At 71.1% G+C, this 14,788-nt stretch carries 12 protein-coding genes; 5 read left to right on the top strand and 7 right to left on the bottom strand.

Features of this window, described 5'->3' with window-relative positions:
- Positions 1-24: 24 nt before the first annotated feature.
- Positions 25-450 carry a secondary thiamine-phosphate synthase enzyme YjbQ gene (locus F784_RS0114440; RefSeq protein WP_019587440.1) on the top strand — a complete coding sequence of 142 codons (426 nt, stop codon included), beginning with the start codon at positions 25-27 and terminating at the stop codon, positions 448-450.
- A 430-nt stretch (positions 451-880) separates the two neighbouring features.
- Here the strand turns inward: F784_RS0114440 and F784_RS0114435 are convergent, their stop codons facing one another.
- From F784_RS0114435 to F784_RS23230, 4 genes are all read right to left on the bottom strand, one after another.
- Positions 881-3,241 (bottom strand): penicillin acylase family protein, encoded by a 2,361-nt coding sequence (locus tag F784_RS0114435; RefSeq protein WP_019587439.1) that lies wholly within the window; start codon positions 3,239-3,241, stop codon positions 881-883.
- Positions 3,242-3,315: 74 nt separating this feature from the next.
- A complete protein-coding gene (locus tag F784_RS0114430; RefSeq protein WP_019587438.1) occupies positions 3,316-4,662 on the bottom strand; it encodes an MFS transporter in 1,347 nt (448 codons plus the stop codon).
- A gap of 62 nt (positions 4,663-4,724) precedes the next feature.
- Positions 4,725-5,600: a DMT family transporter gene (locus F784_RS0114425; RefSeq protein ID WP_019587437.1), complete on the bottom strand. Its 876-nt coding sequence runs from the start codon at positions 5,598-5,600 to the stop codon at positions 4,725-4,727.
- Between the two features lie 55 nt (positions 5,601-5,655).
- On the bottom strand, positions 5,656-5,979 hold the full coding sequence (locus tag F784_RS23230; RefSeq protein ID WP_019587436.1) for a VOC family protein: 324 nt from the start codon (positions 5,977-5,979) through the stop codon (positions 5,656-5,658).
- 104 nt (positions 5,980-6,083) lie between these two features.
- Between F784_RS23230 and F784_RS0114415 the strand changes: the two genes are divergently transcribed.
- Positions 6,084-8,597: a primosomal protein N' family DNA-binding protein gene (locus F784_RS0114415; RefSeq protein ID WP_026332491.1), complete on the top strand. Its 2,514-nt coding sequence runs from the start codon at positions 6,084-6,086 to the stop codon at positions 8,595-8,597.
- Between the two features lie 4 nt (positions 8,598-8,601).
- On the opposite strand, the gene F784_RS0114410 is transcribed toward F784_RS0114415, so the two are convergent.
- Positions 8,602-9,630 carry an aminoglycoside phosphotransferase family protein gene (locus tag F784_RS0114410; RefSeq protein ID WP_019587434.1) on the bottom strand — a complete coding sequence of 343 codons (1,029 nt, stop codon included), beginning with the start codon at positions 9,628-9,630 and terminating at the stop codon, positions 8,602-8,604.
- A gap of 97 nt (positions 9,631-9,727) precedes the next feature.
- Between F784_RS0114410 and F784_RS0114405 the strand changes: the two genes are divergently transcribed.
- The gene (locus tag F784_RS0114405) at positions 9,728-10,462 is read left to right on the top strand and encodes a metallophosphoesterase family protein (protein WP_019587433.1); all 735 of its coding nucleotides are present in this window, start codon (positions 9,728-9,730) and stop codon (positions 10,460-10,462) included.
- Between the two features lie 58 nt (positions 10,463-10,520).
- On the opposite strand, the gene F784_RS0114400 is transcribed toward F784_RS0114405, so the two are convergent.
- Both F784_RS0114400 and F784_RS0114395 read right to left on the bottom strand, forming a co-directional pair.
- Positions 10,521-11,321, bottom strand: coding sequence for a VC0807 family protein (locus F784_RS0114400; RefSeq protein WP_019587432.1), 801 nt, complete (start codon positions 11,319-11,321; stop codon positions 10,521-10,523).
- Between the two features lie 62 nt (positions 11,322-11,383).
- Positions 11,384-12,898 (bottom strand): DR2241 family protein, encoded by a 1,515-nt coding sequence (locus tag F784_RS0114395; protein WP_281166718.1) that lies wholly within the window; start codon positions 12,896-12,898, stop codon positions 11,384-11,386.
- Positions 12,899-12,982: 84 nt separating this feature from the next.
- On the opposite strand from F784_RS0114395, the gene F784_RS0114390 reads away from it, so the two are divergent.
- Both F784_RS0114390 and F784_RS0114385 read left to right on the top strand, forming a co-directional pair.
- The gene (locus tag F784_RS0114390) at positions 12,983-13,408 is read left to right on the top strand and encodes a hypothetical protein (RefSeq protein ID WP_019587430.1); all 426 of its coding nucleotides are present in this window, start codon (positions 12,983-12,985) and stop codon (positions 13,406-13,408) included.
- A 118-nt stretch (positions 13,409-13,526) separates the two neighbouring features.
- On the top strand, positions 13,527-14,612 hold the full coding sequence (locus F784_RS0114385) for a M20/M25/M40 family metallo-hydrolase (RefSeq protein WP_019587429.1): 1,086 nt from the start codon (positions 13,527-13,529) through the stop codon (positions 14,610-14,612).
- Positions 14,613-14,788 lie beyond the last annotated feature (176 nt).

The raw sequence follows: 14,788 nt of genomic DNA, 5'->3' as shown, positions 1-14,788 counted from the left end.
GGGTGAGGCCCGTACCCTATCCCCATGTGGGCACAACACGACCTGCGGCTCAGGCCCTTTCCGCGCGGCTTTCACCTCATCACCCGGGAGGTGGTAGGGGCCGTCCCAGAATTCGCGCGGGTGAGAGTGGGCCTGCTCCACGTCTTCATCGCGCACACCTCCGCCAGCCTGGCACTGAACGAGAACGCCTCGCCGGATGTGCGGCGCGACTTCGAGCGGTTTTTCAACCACCTCGTCCCGGATGGGTGGCGGGAGTTCGAACACACGTTGGAGGGGCCGGACGACATGGCGGCGCATGTCAAGGCCAGCCTGCTCGGACCGTCGCTCACGCTGCCAGTGAGGGAAGGGCGGCTGGCGTTGGGGACGTGGCAGGGCATCTATCTGTGCGAGCACCGGGAGGAGGGGGGCGGGCGGCGGCTGGTGCTGACGCTTCAGGGGGAGGGGGGGTAGGGGCAGGGATCCTGCTACGGTTTGCCCCCACCCCCCCAGCCCCCGCCGTGGGCTGGGGGGAGTGGCGCCGCGCTAGGCAAAGGGCCTGCCCGCTGCGCCCGTGGTCGCCTTTCTCTACGCGCAATGTTTGATCTTCTTGTGCTTCAAGCCGCGTGCCCAGCGTCTCGCTGCGCGAGCAAGGCGGGGTGAAGGCCGTGCGAGAGCCAGCCGATGGTGGGAATGGGCCGTCCACAAGAGACGGTTTTGAAAAGCTGGAGCTTTTGCGTCGTTCCTCCCCCTGTGCGGGGGAGGTTGGGAGGGGGGTGGGGCAGATCGGATACGGAGGGGGTGCCCGGTAAAGCCCCTAAGAGTCGTGTTAAGCCAAAAGGGCCGAAATAAATAGAGGCGAGCCCGCAACCTCCCTGCACTCGCCTCTCCCCCCTCCCCCTCCTTACCGCCCCGGATTCAACGTCAGCGTCCGGGTTTTACCCCAGTCCCCCTCGTCAGTGCTCATGGGGAGGTACTGGCCCGCCGACCAGAGGGTCTGCTGGTCGGTCACATGCTCGCCCAGGGGGTTGCCGCCCTGACCCAGGCTGCCCACGTACACGCTGCGGTTCATGTTCGAGAGGTCCACGATCTGGCGGTAGCTGGGACCGTGGGTCTGCCGCATGGTGTCGGGGTCGGGGCGGGCGACGTTGACCGTGTTGGTGCCGCCGTTGGTGGGCGTGGAGTGGTTGAAGAGCCAGGCGAGGGCCTTTACGCCCCCAAAGGCGCGGTGGTTGCTGGCGACCGTGTGGACCTTACCGTACGTCCAATCCGCTGGGTTGGGGCCGAGGCGGGCGGCGAGCTTCTCCACGGCGCGTCCCAGGCTGGAGCGCAACTCGCCCGCGCAGTCCTGCTGCCCGTCCGCCTCGTCGCGGCACAGCTCGCCGCCCTGCCGGAGCTGGTTTCGCACCGCCAGGCTGTTCAGGCGGGTGCCGTCCCCCAGCTCGTCCTGCGCCATCGCCTGAAGTTCGGCAAGCCACGCCTCGAAGATGGTGCTGGGCACGCTGGTGGTGGTCTGGTTGCCGTCCCAGCCGCGCAGCATTTCCAGGGCGCGGCGGCTGAGGTCCCCCTCGGGCCGGGTCGTGAGCAGCAGAGGCTTCAGGTCGCGCCACACCAGGCTGACCGTGTCGAGCTGAACCCGCTTCACGTCGTCCAGCGTCAGGCCGGTGGGCTGGGCGCTTAGCAGGTCAGTGATGCGCTCGGCGCGGTACGGCTCGGCCCAGTTGCGGATGTTGGCGAGATTGTAGGGGTAGCCGCCCGGCACGACCTTGTTGTTCGCGGTGACGACCAGCCCATCGGCAGGGTTGTAGGTGTGGGGCAGCCGGGCGAAGGGGATGTACCCCGTCCACTCGTGCGAGCCGTCGCCGGGCACGGGCAGCGAGCCGTCCCAGCCCCGCCGGATGGGGACGCGGCCGGGGGCGTAGTAACCGGTGTTGCCGTCTACGTCGGCGTACACGAAGTTCTGGCTGGGGGCGACGTACTTCTCAAGCGCCGCCGTGAAGTCCCCCCAGTTCCTGGCGTAGTTCAGGCCGAGGAAGGCGTCAAACGTCGTGTCGCCGGGTTGCAGCGCCGTCCACTTCAACGCCACGCGCGGCCCCAGGTCGCCCGCGCCCACGTCGCTCACGATGGGGCCGTGGGCGCTCTCGCGGACAGCGAGGCGCACGTCTCGGCCGCCCTTCACCTTGATGACCTCGGTGCGCGTGGTCAGCTTGGCCGTTGCAGGCTCGATGTAGAGGTCCTGCACGTCGGGGTTCATGTTCGTCACGCCCCAGGCCAGACGGTCGTTGCGCCCGATCACGATGCCGGGCAGGCCGGGGATGGAGGCGCCGATGGCGCGCAGGGTCGGCCCCCGCACGTCAGCCAGATACCACAGCATCGGGCTGGACAGGGCGAGGTGGGGGTCGTCGGCCAGGATGGGCTTGCCGCTCGCGGTGCGTTTGCCGCCGATCACCCAGTCGTTGCTCCCTTTGCCCGGCACCCGATCCATCCCGAGGGTACGGGCGGCGTCGAGGTGGGCTTGCAGGGCGCTCAGGGTGGCGTCGGGGAGGATGGCCCGGGGCGTGTCCGTCTCCCCGGCCCGCGCGCCCAGCCCCAGCTCGTCCCGGCTGAGGATGGTCGGCCCGTCCTGGGGATAGGGGGGCATGACCTCGTCCAGCCCGCCCTTGCCCAGGCGTTTCAGGACGCGGGTGCCCAGCAGTTCGTCGTCGTAGTTGCCGCCCAGGTCGTAGGCCATCAGCTTGCTCCAGGCGATGGAGTCCACGTCTGTCCATGGTTCGGGGGTGTAGCCCAGGATGCGGAACTCAGGGGCGACCTTGCCCTGGCTCATTCCGGCATTCACGCCCGCCGTGTAGGCCCGCACCATCCGGCGCGACCGTTCCGAGAGGGCGGGGAGGGCCGACTGCGCGGCGCGGTAAAAGCCCCAGGTTCGCAGAAAACGGTCCTGTGGAAGAGCGGCTTCACCCAGCACCTCGGCGAGCCGCCCCTGCGACACGCGGCGCTGAAAGTCCATCTGCCACGCCCGGTCCTGCCAGTGGACGAGGCCCAGGGCGAACATCGCGTCCTCATCTGACGCCTGCGCCCGGATGTGCGGCACGCCCCAGGCATCGCGCGTGATCGTCACTGGCCCCGACAGGCCCGGCAGGGTCATCGTCCCGCTCACCCGGGGATTGGAGGTGGCCTTCAGCCACACCACCCCCCCCAAGGCCGCCATCAGCACCAGCAGCACCACCCACAACAAGCCCCGTCCCAGCCGCCCGAGTCCCCTCATCCCGCCTCCTTATTGAACCGGGTTCAGAATAAGGCCGGACGGGGGAAAGAGGCAGGGGCTCCCCGCTCATCCCCTCAGGTGGCGGCGCGCTGGGTTGCCAGTTCTTCCAGCCACGCCCGGTCCTCGACGCGGCGCAGGTACGGGTTGAAGAGTTGCGCCATGCAGAACGCGATCTGGGCAATGCCAAGGACGAGCAGGATGCTCGCCGGGGGAAAGAGGCCGCCCGCGATGCCCGCCAGGAAGGTGGCGAAGGGGCCGGTACACTGCGCGATCAGGCGGCGCACGCTGAACACGCGCCCCTGCATCTCGGGCGGCACCTGCGTCTGCCAGATCGCCTGGGAGTGCGCGTTCAGGACCGGGATGGTGAAGAAGTTCAGGCCAAGAAGGGCCGCGCTGAGGTAGAGGTTGCGCGAGAAGGCGAAGGCGACCAGGGCGAATCCCCCCAGGATCATCGGCACGAGGACGCCCAGGACACGCCGCTCTTTCAGCCCTCCCCACGACGAGATGAACAGTCCCCCCAGCACGCCACCGACGCCCCCCACCGTGGCGAGGAGGGCGAGGGCCGCCTCGAAGGTGAGGCCCCGCGCCTGCCAGTCCGGCCCGAGGGTGAACTTCACGATCAGGGGCTCGAACACGCCGAGGGGCGCCCCGACAAAGTTGGCGACGCTGAAGGTGCCCAGCAGCCACAGCAGCGGCCTGCGCGCCAGGATGTACCGGAAGCCGAAGCCGACATCCGACAGCAGGCTTTTGGGTACGGCGTCCGTGCGTTTCGGGGTGGGGATATGCAGCCGCCACAGCACGAACCCCGCCACCAGGAACGTCAGCCCGTCGAGCAGGAAGACGAGCGCCGTACCGTTTTGCAGAAAGGGCACCTCAATGCCCCGCTGGCCCAGCAGTGCGGGCAGGGCGATCAGGAAGGCGGCGAGGCCGGGCGCGAGCAGGCCGGAGAGCGTCCACAGCGTCTGCATCATGCCGTTGGCGCGTGGCAGGCGCTCCGGCGGGACGAGAACCGCGTAGCTCGTGTCGAAGGCCGCTCCGTGAAAGGAGCCCAGAAATGAACTCAGCGCGACGAGCGGCACGAGGACCCACAGCGGCAGGGCGCCCAGGATCACGAGCAGGCCGAGCGCGAGGCTCACGAGCGCACTGCCCAGGTCGCAGGTGAACATCACCCGCTTGCGGTCGTGCCGGTCGGCCCACGCGCCCGCGACCGGGGCGCCGAAGATGGCGGGCAGCGCCCCCGCGAGCGCCACCGCCGAGAGCGCGAAGGCGAGGCTCGCTTTCTGCCCCGGGTCCGGGTAGAGCGTCGTCGTGAGGTAGATCGTGATGGCGAAGTACGACAGGGCGCTGCCCACAACGCTGAGGGACTGAGTACCCCACAGGGTGAGGAAGGTCCGCCAGCCGTTCGGTGCCGTCGAGGTCATGGCTCAGTGTACGGACGGCGCCGGGCTCCTTCGTCCGCCATGTGGCGCAGCGGGAGGGGGTTTCACGACCTCCGCTGCGCCAGCACCGCGCCCGCCAGGATCAGCGCCCCGCCCAGCAGCACGCCCATCCGCAGGGGCTCGGCGAGGATCAGCGCCGCGAGCAGCACCGTGAACAGCGGCTCCAGCGTGCCGATCAGGCTGGCGCGGGCTGCCCCCAGCCGCGCGATGGCCCCATACAGGGCGGGAACGGCGACCAGCGTGGCGAGCGCCGCCATGCCGAGGATGACGCCCCACTGCTCGGGTGTGGTGGGGACGTGCAGTGTGCCCCGGCCTGCCGAGAGGGCCGCGAAGGACAGGCCGCCGACCAGCGCCATGTGCCCCGTCGAGGCCAGCGGTGCCACGCCGGACAGCCAGCGCTCCGAGGCGAGCAGATACGCGGCGTAGAGCGCCCCCGCCCCCGCCGCCAGCCCCAGGCCCAGCGGGTCGCGGTCGCCCGCCCCCGGAATCCCGATGACCAGCCCCAGCCCGAGGGCGGCCAAGGCCACAGCGACCAGACGGGGGGCATCCGGTCTCCGCCCCAGCAGCCACCCGAACAGGATCACGAACGCGGGCGCGAGGTAGAGCAGCAGGCTCGTCGTGCCCGCCGTGATGCGGTCCAGCGCCGCGAAGTAGCAGGTCGTCGCCACGGTGTAGAGCAGACCCACCGCCAGCAGCGGCCCGCGCTGCCGCCAGCTCAGACCCCGGCCCGTCAGCGGAAGCAGGATCAGGGCGACCAGCCCGAAACGCCAGGCGAGCGCCGCGAAGGGGTCCAGCCCCACCTGCGCTGCGAGCTTGCCCCACACCCCCAGCGTACCGAAGCCCACGGCCGCCAGCAGGGCCAGCCCCAGACCTGCACGAACGGGAGAGGGCGGGGTGGAGGCGGTGGGCGCAACAGTCACGGGGGCCAGGGTAATACGCCCGCGGCCCCAGCACCTCAGCCGTCCAGTCGCCCGTCTACTCAGCCTTCTGCACTACACAGAAACGGTTGCCGTCAGGATCGGCGAGGACGACGTAATCCGCTCCCGGCTCGTAACGCCACTCCACCCGCTCGGCACCGAGCCCCAGCAGCCGCTCAACCTCCGCCGCCTGGTTTCCGGCGTAGAGGTCGAGGTGGTGCCTGCGGTGCGTCTTCGCCTCCGACGTGACGAGTTTAAGGGCAAGCTGCACGCCCGCACCCGCCCGCGGCACGAGCACCGCCCAGTCGGCCTCCGGCTCCTCGCGCGGGCGGTAGTTGAGCGCGGCACACCCACGGCCCGTGGCACGTCCCGCACGCCCCACACGATGGACCCGATTCTCAACATGGGTCAGTATGGCCTGCCGGGGCTGGACTTTGGCACGCGCCCCACCCCCAGCGCCGCCCCGCTTGCGCTAGCTTCGGGCGCGTGACCCCGCCCGGCTCCTCCCCCTTCCCGGTGCCCTGGCGGGTGGTGGTGCCCCTGCCCGTCCCGGCGCTCGACTACGCCGCGCCGCACGGCCGCGGGGGCGCGGTGCCACTGGGTTGCCGGGTCCTGGTCCCCTGGCGGGGCGACCTTACCGTGGGTCTGGTCGTGGGCGAGGGGGACCCCCACGGCGCCCACCGCCTGCGTGAGGTCGTCCACGTCCTCGACGACGAGGAGGGGCCGTGGGTGCCTCCCGCTACCGTGGAGGCCGTCACCGCCTGGGCGCGGGACGCCCGCCTGCCCGCCGGACTCGTCTGGGGGGACCTCCTGGGCGTGGGTTGGAGCGTGCGGTACGAACACCGGGTCCGGGCCGTGGAGGGGGCTGACCTGGGTGCCTTCGCCCGCCGGGTGCCGGGGCCGGGCTGGACGGATGCGGCGGGGTTTTCCCCCGCTCTGCTGGACGCCATCCGTGAGCAGGGTCTGCTGGAGGAGGCGTTCCGGCCAGTGCCCCGAACGCGCGGTGTGGTGCGGGCGCGCCCGCTCGCCGCTGTTCCCGCCGCCGCCCGCCAGGTGACCATGCTGCGTGCCGCCCCGGAAGCCCCCGCCACCCTCACGCCCAAGGGCCGGGTCGCCTGGACGTGGCTCGCCGAGCATGGCCCGCAGGACAGCCTGAGCGCCTGGGCACGCGGGGTGGGCGTGAGCGCCGGGGTGGTCTCGGGCGTGCTGAACGTGGGCGGCGCTGGCTACGTGGCCGAGGACGCCCCCCCACCCCCCGCCTGGGAGTGGCTGCGGGCGAACGGCCCGGTCGAGTCGCTCAGTGCCTGGGCGAACGGCGCGACGGCGGACGGGGTGCCCCTCTCGCCCACGCAGGCGGGGACGCTGGCGGCACGGGGCTGGGCGGCCACGGTGCAGGAACCTGCACCCCCGCCCCCGATGCCCGAGTCGGGGACGCCCTGGACCACCTCCGAACCCGACCGCCTGCCGGAAGTCCCCGCGTGGCGGTTGCACGGCGGGCGGCCCGCCTCGCGCTTTCGCACCCTGGCGCCGCGCCTCCTCCGGCTGCTCGCGCAGGGACGGGGCGTCCTGGTCCTCGCGCCCGACCACGCGACGCTGCGCCGTGCCTGGGAGGGGCTGAGCGGTCTCGCCGCCACAGCGGGCACCCGCGCCGTCCAGATCAGCGGTGGGCTGAACGAGGTGCAGCGGGAGTACGCCTGGGGGCTCGTCCGTTCGGACCGGGCGCGATTGGTGATCGGGAGCTACCTCGCCCTGGCCGCGCCCCTCGCCGACCCCGCCCTGGTCGTCGTGCTCGAGGAGGGCAGCGACGCGTACAAGCTCCCGGCTGGGTCGCAGGCCTTCATCCCGGACGTGGCCGCGCGGGTGGCCTCCAGGCAGGGAGCCACGCTCGCCCTGATTGGCAGTGCCCCCGCCGCCGAGAGTGTCCCGTTGCCCGGCGCCGTGCTGCCCCCACCCCGCGCCCGGGTCCACGTGGTGGACTACGCCAACCCCCCCGAGCAGCCGGAACTCGGCCCGCTGTCGGGCGTCCACCTCACCCCCGGGGACCTGGGGTATCCGGTCAGCCACGACCTCGCGCGGCTGCTGCGGCAGGTGCAGGAGCGCGGAAGGCAAGCGGCCCTCCTCGCGCCCCGGCGGGGGTACTCGGCCCTGCTGCGCTGCCCGAGCTGCGAACACACGCCGGGGTGCCGTAACTGCGACGTGCCGCTGCGGTTTCATCAGGAGACGCGGCAACTCACCTGCCACCAGTGCGGCTACCACGAGAGCATCCCCGACCGCTGCGACCGCTGCGGCGAGCGGATGTGGAAGGCGCGCGGCCCCGGCACGGAATGGATCGCCCAGACAGTCGAGAAGCTCGCCCCCGGCCTGCCCGTCTACCGCTGCGACCGCGACCGCCAGGACGACCTGTCCCCCCTGTACGCCGGGGAGAGCGGCGTGGTCGTGGGCACCCAGCTTCTCCTCTCGCAGGAGGCGCCCCCCAACCTCGCCCTGATCGGCGTCACCCTGGCCGACACCTGGCTCAATATCTCCGACTTCCGCGCCTCCGAGCGCTATCACCGTCTGCTGCGTCAGCTCGGCGAGTGGCACCCCGACCGCGCCCCCCTGCTCGTCGTGCAGACCTTCCAGGCCGACCACCCCGCGCTCAAGGTGATGGTCGAGGGCCGCGACGCCCTCGCCTACCCCGCCGCCGAGGAGCGCGCTCGCGCCGCGCTGGGCTACCCGCCGCACGCCCGCCTCGCGCAGGTCGAGGTCGCCGCCCGCGACCCCGTGCGCGCGAAGGTGGCCGCGCAGGAGGTCTTCGAGGCCCTGCACGGGGCGGGGGCGACCACCGGGGAGGTGCTGGGTCCCGCCCCCAGCCCGGTCGCCCGCCTGCGCGGCGTGTACCCCTACCACCTCCTGCTGCGCGCCCGCGACGACAAGCGCCTGGCGCAACTGCTCTCCACCCTCGACCGCTCGTGGAAGGCGCGGGTCCGGGTGGACGTGAATCCCCGGGGGGGGCTGTAGCGGGTCAGCGCCCCTCCAGGGCCGTCAGCAACCGCGCCAGCTCCTCCTCCGTCTGCGCCACGCTGGGGAGGACGTACCGCTCCAGGACCGTGAGGTTGGCCTCGTCCTGCTCGGGCCGGGTGTTCTGGTGCAGGATCATGTTCACGTCCAGGGCGAGGTCCTCCAGCGCACGGCGGCAGAAGTAAAAGCCCAGCACGTCGGGGTCGAGGTCCGCACTTCGGCCTGCCGCCGCTTCGTAGGCAGGCAGGACTTCCGGCAACCGCGCGTGCAGCATCCACAGGTCGTGCTCGGGCGGCGCGAGCCGGGCCGTCTCCCAGTCGATGATCCAGAGGGCGCCAGCCGCATCCCGCATCACGTTCCCGCCGTGCGCGTCCGTGTGGCACACGACGAGGGAGTGGGGACGGGAGCGGGCTGCCGCCTGGAAGGATTGTGCCCGTTCGAGGAGAAGCTGGAGAACGTTTTCATACGGCAGGAGGAGGTCGCGGAGGGCGCGAACGCCAGCCCTCGCATCGGGTAGGCTCCCCCGCAAAAGCTTCAGGTCACGCCGCAGCCCCTCCTGGAAGGGCAGACCGAAGTCCTCCGGGGGCACCGGCAGGCGCTGAACAGCCGCTTTGATCGCCTCCGTCCCGGCGTGCAGGCGGCCGAGAAGGGGCGCGAGTTCGCCCAGCGCCGCCGTCCAATCCGCCCCCAGGTTGCTTGCCTCGATCCACTCGTGGACGACGAGTGAGTAGTCCTCCACACGGGAGAGATCGTTTCCTGACCGGGTCGGCAGGGGAGAGGGCACCAGGGGAAGCACGCCCGACTCCCGCAGCGCCCGCAGGAGCGGCACCTCTGCGGAAATTCGCTCTTTGACCTCGGCCCCGTAGGCCGTCTCCGGCAGCACCTTGACGAAAAAGTGGCCGCTCGGTCCTTCAGCCCGGTAGGCGGGAGCCGTCCCCCCGGGCAGGAACGTCACCATGTCCAGCTCAAGGCCGTAGTCCGACCCGAGGACCCGCAGAAGGGCCGCGTGGCTGAGGGGGGGTTCGGCGCTCATGTCCTCCCAGCGTAAAGGGGGAAGGCCTGAGCCCCGCCCCTAATTCCTTCCTTGACTTTCTCCTGACGGCCCGTCCTGCTGGGCTAGACTGCCCCCCATGATCCGGCTCGCCGTTCTCGCGGACCTGCACGCCAATCTGGAGGCGACGCTGGCCGTACACGCGGACGTGCGGAGACGGGGGATTACGGAATTGTGGGTGCTGGGCGACCTGGTCGGCAAGGGGCCGCGCCCGAAGGAAGTGGTCGAATGGACCCAGGCGTACGCCACGCGCGTGATCCAGGGCAACTGGGACGCCCGGGTCGCGGGGGCCACCAACCGCCCCCAGGACCTCTGGCCGCGCTCCAAGCTCTCGCCGGAGGCGCTGGCCTACCTGGCGGGGCTTCCCTACGGCATCGAGGAGCAGTTCGGCGGGGCGTGGTGGCGATTCGTCCACGCGAGTTCCAAGGGCCTCTTTCACCGCCTGTACCCGCACTCCAGCCTGGCCGAGCAGCTCGACGCCTACACCCCCAATCCGCAGTTCGCCCTGCACCAGTATGCCGACGCCCTCGTCTACGCCGACGTCCACGAGACGCTGATGCTCGACGTGGAGGGCCGTCCCCTCATCAACACGGGGTCGGTGGGCAATCCGCTCGACAGCACGCTCCCCAGCTATCTCGTCCTGGAATTCGACCCGAACAGTCCCGCCCACAGCGCCACCTTCGTGCGCCTGACCTACAACCGCGACGCCGAGATCGCCGCCGCTGAGGCGAGCGGAATGCCCTTCACCCGCGAGTACATCGCGGAGTTATTGACCGGGGCGTACCAGAAGCGGCGGGCGCGGACGGGGGAGTAGAGGAGGAGAAAAGACCCCACGCGCGGTGGGGCCTTTACGCGGTGCTGAGAGTTACAGCCTACGCGCCGACTTCCCCCCGCTCTCGCATCCTGGCGGCCAGCTTCGAGGGCTCCAGCAGGCTCGCCCCGGCCCCGTAGCGGCGCTTCACGGCCGACTGCACGAGCCAGATGGCGAGGGCCACGCCGATTAGGCTGATGACCATGCCGGGCACGCGCATGATGGCGTTCACCTCGGCGACCTGGGCGTTGAAGGCGTCGGTGCCGAACTTGGCCGTCACGCGCCCGTAGTTCACGAAGCTGTTCACCACGCCGCCGATCAGGTCCACGACCGCGAAGACGACCGTGCCCGCAACCAGGCCTCTGTGAACGGTCGCGTCGCGCATCGCCTGCTGGGTGGCCGCCCGGTCCTCCGGCTTCTCGCCGATGCTGGCGGCGTCGAGAAAGACGCGGAAGAGGGGCACGCTCGTCAGGGCGCTGAGCAGGAAGAGGATGCCCGTCAGGTAGGAGCGGGCGCTGTCCTTGATCGCGTACCAGAAGCCGTCCACATACCAGAAGGCGAGCGCGCCGCTGAAGATCGCCCCCGCCCCGCCGATCAGGGCGACCGGGCTGACGTTGCGGTTCACGATCAGGTCGATCAGCACGTAGGCGACGGGAATCAGCGCGGCGATCAGGTACGCCCGGACATTGCCCGTCGTCCCCCCGCCCAGCAGCTCCGCCACGCTGATCCCGCTCCCCAGCATGTTCGGGCTCAGGATCAGGATGGGGATGACGAGGGTGAAGACGAGGTCCCAGACGGTTTTCGGAATGCCCGGGCGGGCTTTGGGACGGGCGGCGGGGCGAGGAGCCTGCGGGGCGGTCATGGCAGGCATTCTCTCACCCGGAGGTGAGGGGACAACAGGACGCGGGCGCCCTCCCGTACTCCTCAGTCCTCGTGCCCCTGGGCCGTCTGACCACGCTTGCCGCTGACCTCCTCGCGCACCTCGGCGATGAAGTAGGTGCAGGCCTCGGGGCAGGGGATGGCGCCGGGCACGCCCGCGAAAAAGGTGCGGCCCAGCCGCTCCCCGGCCCACAGGCGGGTCTTGAGGCAGCCGCTGCACACGTCCCTCGCCACGGCCTCAACCTGGTCGGGGGTGGCCCGCTGCACCTTGGCGTAGATGCCGGTTTGGCGGCGGGCGGTCGTCGGCCAGGGGGTGGGCCGCAGCGTATGGCGGTGGTGGGCGTACCCCTCCTCGACCACGGCGGGGTAGAGGTTGTGGACGCCGCGCGGCAGGTCGTCCTCCGACAGCACGGCCCGCCAGCCGCGCGGCAGGTTGCGGAAGGTGTGGACCGGGCGGTGGTGCCCGCCCTCATCCCGGCGGGTGAGGTCGCGCAGCCCCTCCGGCGTGACGACGGTGGTGAGGTCGTCACTCGGGCGGCCCTCGTCGAGCATGTGGCGCAGCTCGAACATGCCCGCGTGGGGCGTGATGAGCGCCTCGCCCACGCGGATCCCCTCCCGGGCCAGGGTCAGGAAGGCGGCCCAGGTCTCCGCGTGCGCCCGGTCCTCGTCGCCACCCCGCTCGGACGCCCCGCGCGCCTCCTCGGCGAGGTGCAGGATCACGTCCGCGACGGCCGGGTGAGTGCCCACCGGCTTGGCGTAGTACACCGTCTGCGGGCCGTGGGGGTTGTCCGGGAAGCACGTCACCTCGCCCGTCAGGCCCATGTCCTCGGGGATGGTCTCCAGGGTGTGCCAGCCCTCGGACGCGAAGAAGGGGACAACGACCACCCGCCGGGCCTTCACCACCTCCGGCCAGGTGCCCACCCTGGGGTCCTCGTCGAGGAAGAGGGCGTGAACGGACGCGAAGTGCCCGGAGTTGCGCAAGAGATCGGCATTGCGGTAGATCACCCGGTTGGAGTTCTCGTTACGGGTGGTGCCGTGGCCCAGCACGATCAGGGCAGTGTCGGCGGCGTTCAGGTCAGGCAGAACTTCACGCGCACGGGCAAGGATCACCTCGCTCATACCCGGGTGGACGCCGTAGGGCAGGGTGTAGCGCACCGTTCGCCCACCGAGCACCCGCGCGATCCCCTCCGGCGGCACCGGCCCCTGGTGGCCCAGGCCGAGTTCGCGGGGAATGACCGTCTCGGTGAAGTAGCCCTCGGAGATGAACATGGGGATGACCGTCACGTCGGTGGAGCGGGTGGTCTTGAGGACCTGGCGCAGCGAGGGCTCCTCCTTCCAGTAGCCCTCCACGACCTCGTCGTACAGGCCGCGCTCCCGCAGCCGCTCGGCGTAGCGGTAGACCGCGCCCGCCGACTCGCCGTTCAGATGTGAGCCGTGACCGATCAGGACGAGAGAACGCATATGCGGGCAATCTAGCAGCGGGATCAGCGCGCGATTGTCCCGCCTCTTGCCCTCTTTCGCGCACCTGCGGCCATGAACTCCTGTGAAGTGTGCGCTCACGCCGACTACCGGGGGGGCGCCTAAGGTGAGGGCGTTTCGCCCCGGTCTGGCGGATGGTCCAGACCCACTCCACAGGAGGTTTCCATGTTCTTCGATCAACGCGACCGCCACGAGCAGATGGCCAACCTCGACCCCCGCGACCTCAACGGCGACGGCCGGGTGTCGCCCCAGGAGGCTGCCGCCTACGTTCAGGAATACCTCCAGAACGCCTCGCCCGAGGAGCGGCGCCAGGTGCTGGGAGAGTACTTCCAGCAGCTTCCCCCGGATCAGCGCCAGCAGATGGGCGACGCGATGGTGCAAAGCCCCTACAGCCCGGTGCAGCAGGTCCGCTACGACGATCCCAACGACCTCGCCGACGCCTACAGCCGCACGGCGCAGGCCCCCACCCAGGACGGCCGCAGCCCGCTGGAGGCCGCCTTCGCTCCCGGCGGCGCGCTCGGCAACCCGATGGTCAAGGCGGGTCTGGTCGGCCTGGCCGCGATGATCGGCTCCCGGCTGATGCGCCGCTGAGGTCAACCCGGATTTCCACCCCCGGCCCAGGTGGTCGGGGGTTTGGCCTTGCTTGATAAAGGCAGTGGGAATCCGGGGGGACTGCCCAGCCCTGCCCGGGCCGCTAGAATCGCCCGCAATGCCCCTGTCGTACCTCGCGCGCATCGCCCAGACGCCCGCCCCCACCTTCGAGGAGGGGGAGCGCGCCGACCTGATGGCGAGCCTGTGGGAGGACCTCGGCTACCAGACGGCCCGCGACGAGGTGGGCAACGTCCTGACCCGCGTGACGCCCCCCGGGACCGAGGGCAAGCCCGCCCTGCTCCTCGCCGCGCACCTGGACACGGTGTTCGCGCGCGGCACCAACGTCACGGTGCGCGAGGAACGCGGGCGGCTGATCGGGCCGGGCGTGGGTGACAACAGCGCCAGCCTGGCGGTCGTCACGGCCCTGCTGCGCGACCTGCGCGGTCACGAGGGGCGGCTGCGCCGCCCGCTGTGGGTCGCCGCCAACGTGGGCGAGGAGGGGCTGGGGGACCTACGCGGCGCCAAGCACCTGCTCGCCCGGCACCGGGAACGGCTGGGCGCCTTTATCGCGGTGGACGGGTATCTGGGGGTGGCGGTGACGCGGGCGGTGGGCGTGCGGCGGTACCGGGCCATCTTTCTGGGGCCAGGCGGGCACTCCTGGGGTGACCAGGCCCCCAGCGCCCTGCATGCCCTCGGCGTGGCGATCCACGACCTGTATGCGCTGCCCCGTCCGGTCTCGCCGCGCACCACGTTGAACGTGGGTCTGGCCTCAGGCGGCACGAGCGTCAACTCCATCGCGGGGAGCGCCGATCTGCTGCTCGACCTGCGCTCGCTCGACCCGGAGGCCCTCGACGAACTCGACACCCGGGCACAGGGCGCCCTGCACGCCGCCGCCCGCGAGGCTGGGGTCAGCCTGCGCCTGGAGCGCGTCGGCGACCGCCCTGGCGGAGACCTGCACTCGCAACCCCTGCTCGACCTTGCCCGGGAAGCGGCCCGTGAGGTCCACACCGACCTGCGTCTGGCGTCGAGCAGCACCGACGCCAACGCCGCCGCGCCCCATGGCCTCCCCGCCATCGCCTTGGGCGTCTACCGCGGCGGCAATGCCCACCGCGAGGACGAATGGGTGCAGGCGAGCAGCCTGGGTCCCGGCCTGCGCTTCCTGCGCCGGATGGTGGACCTGTACCAGCGCCACCCGGTGGCGTAGGAAGGGTTAAAGGGTCGGGGAGTGGGGTGGCAAGCGTCAGCTTGCCTTGCCAGCTCGCCTCCAAGACCAGGGGATTGAACTCCGGCCGATCCCGGACGCCCGGCCCTTCATGCCCACCCGGAGGAGATTTTTGTCCTCCCGCGCAGCTTTTCTCCTCGGTGGGAGACTTCGGTATA

Source organism: Deinococcus apachensis DSM 19763, from assembly GCF_000381345.1.
In the GTDB taxonomy this organism is placed as follows: Bacteria; Deinococcota; Deinococci; order Deinococcales; family Deinococcaceae; genus Deinococcus; species Deinococcus apachensis.
Note: the sequence above shows the minus strand (reverse complement) of the source record. Positions and strands in the feature narration are given on the sequence as shown.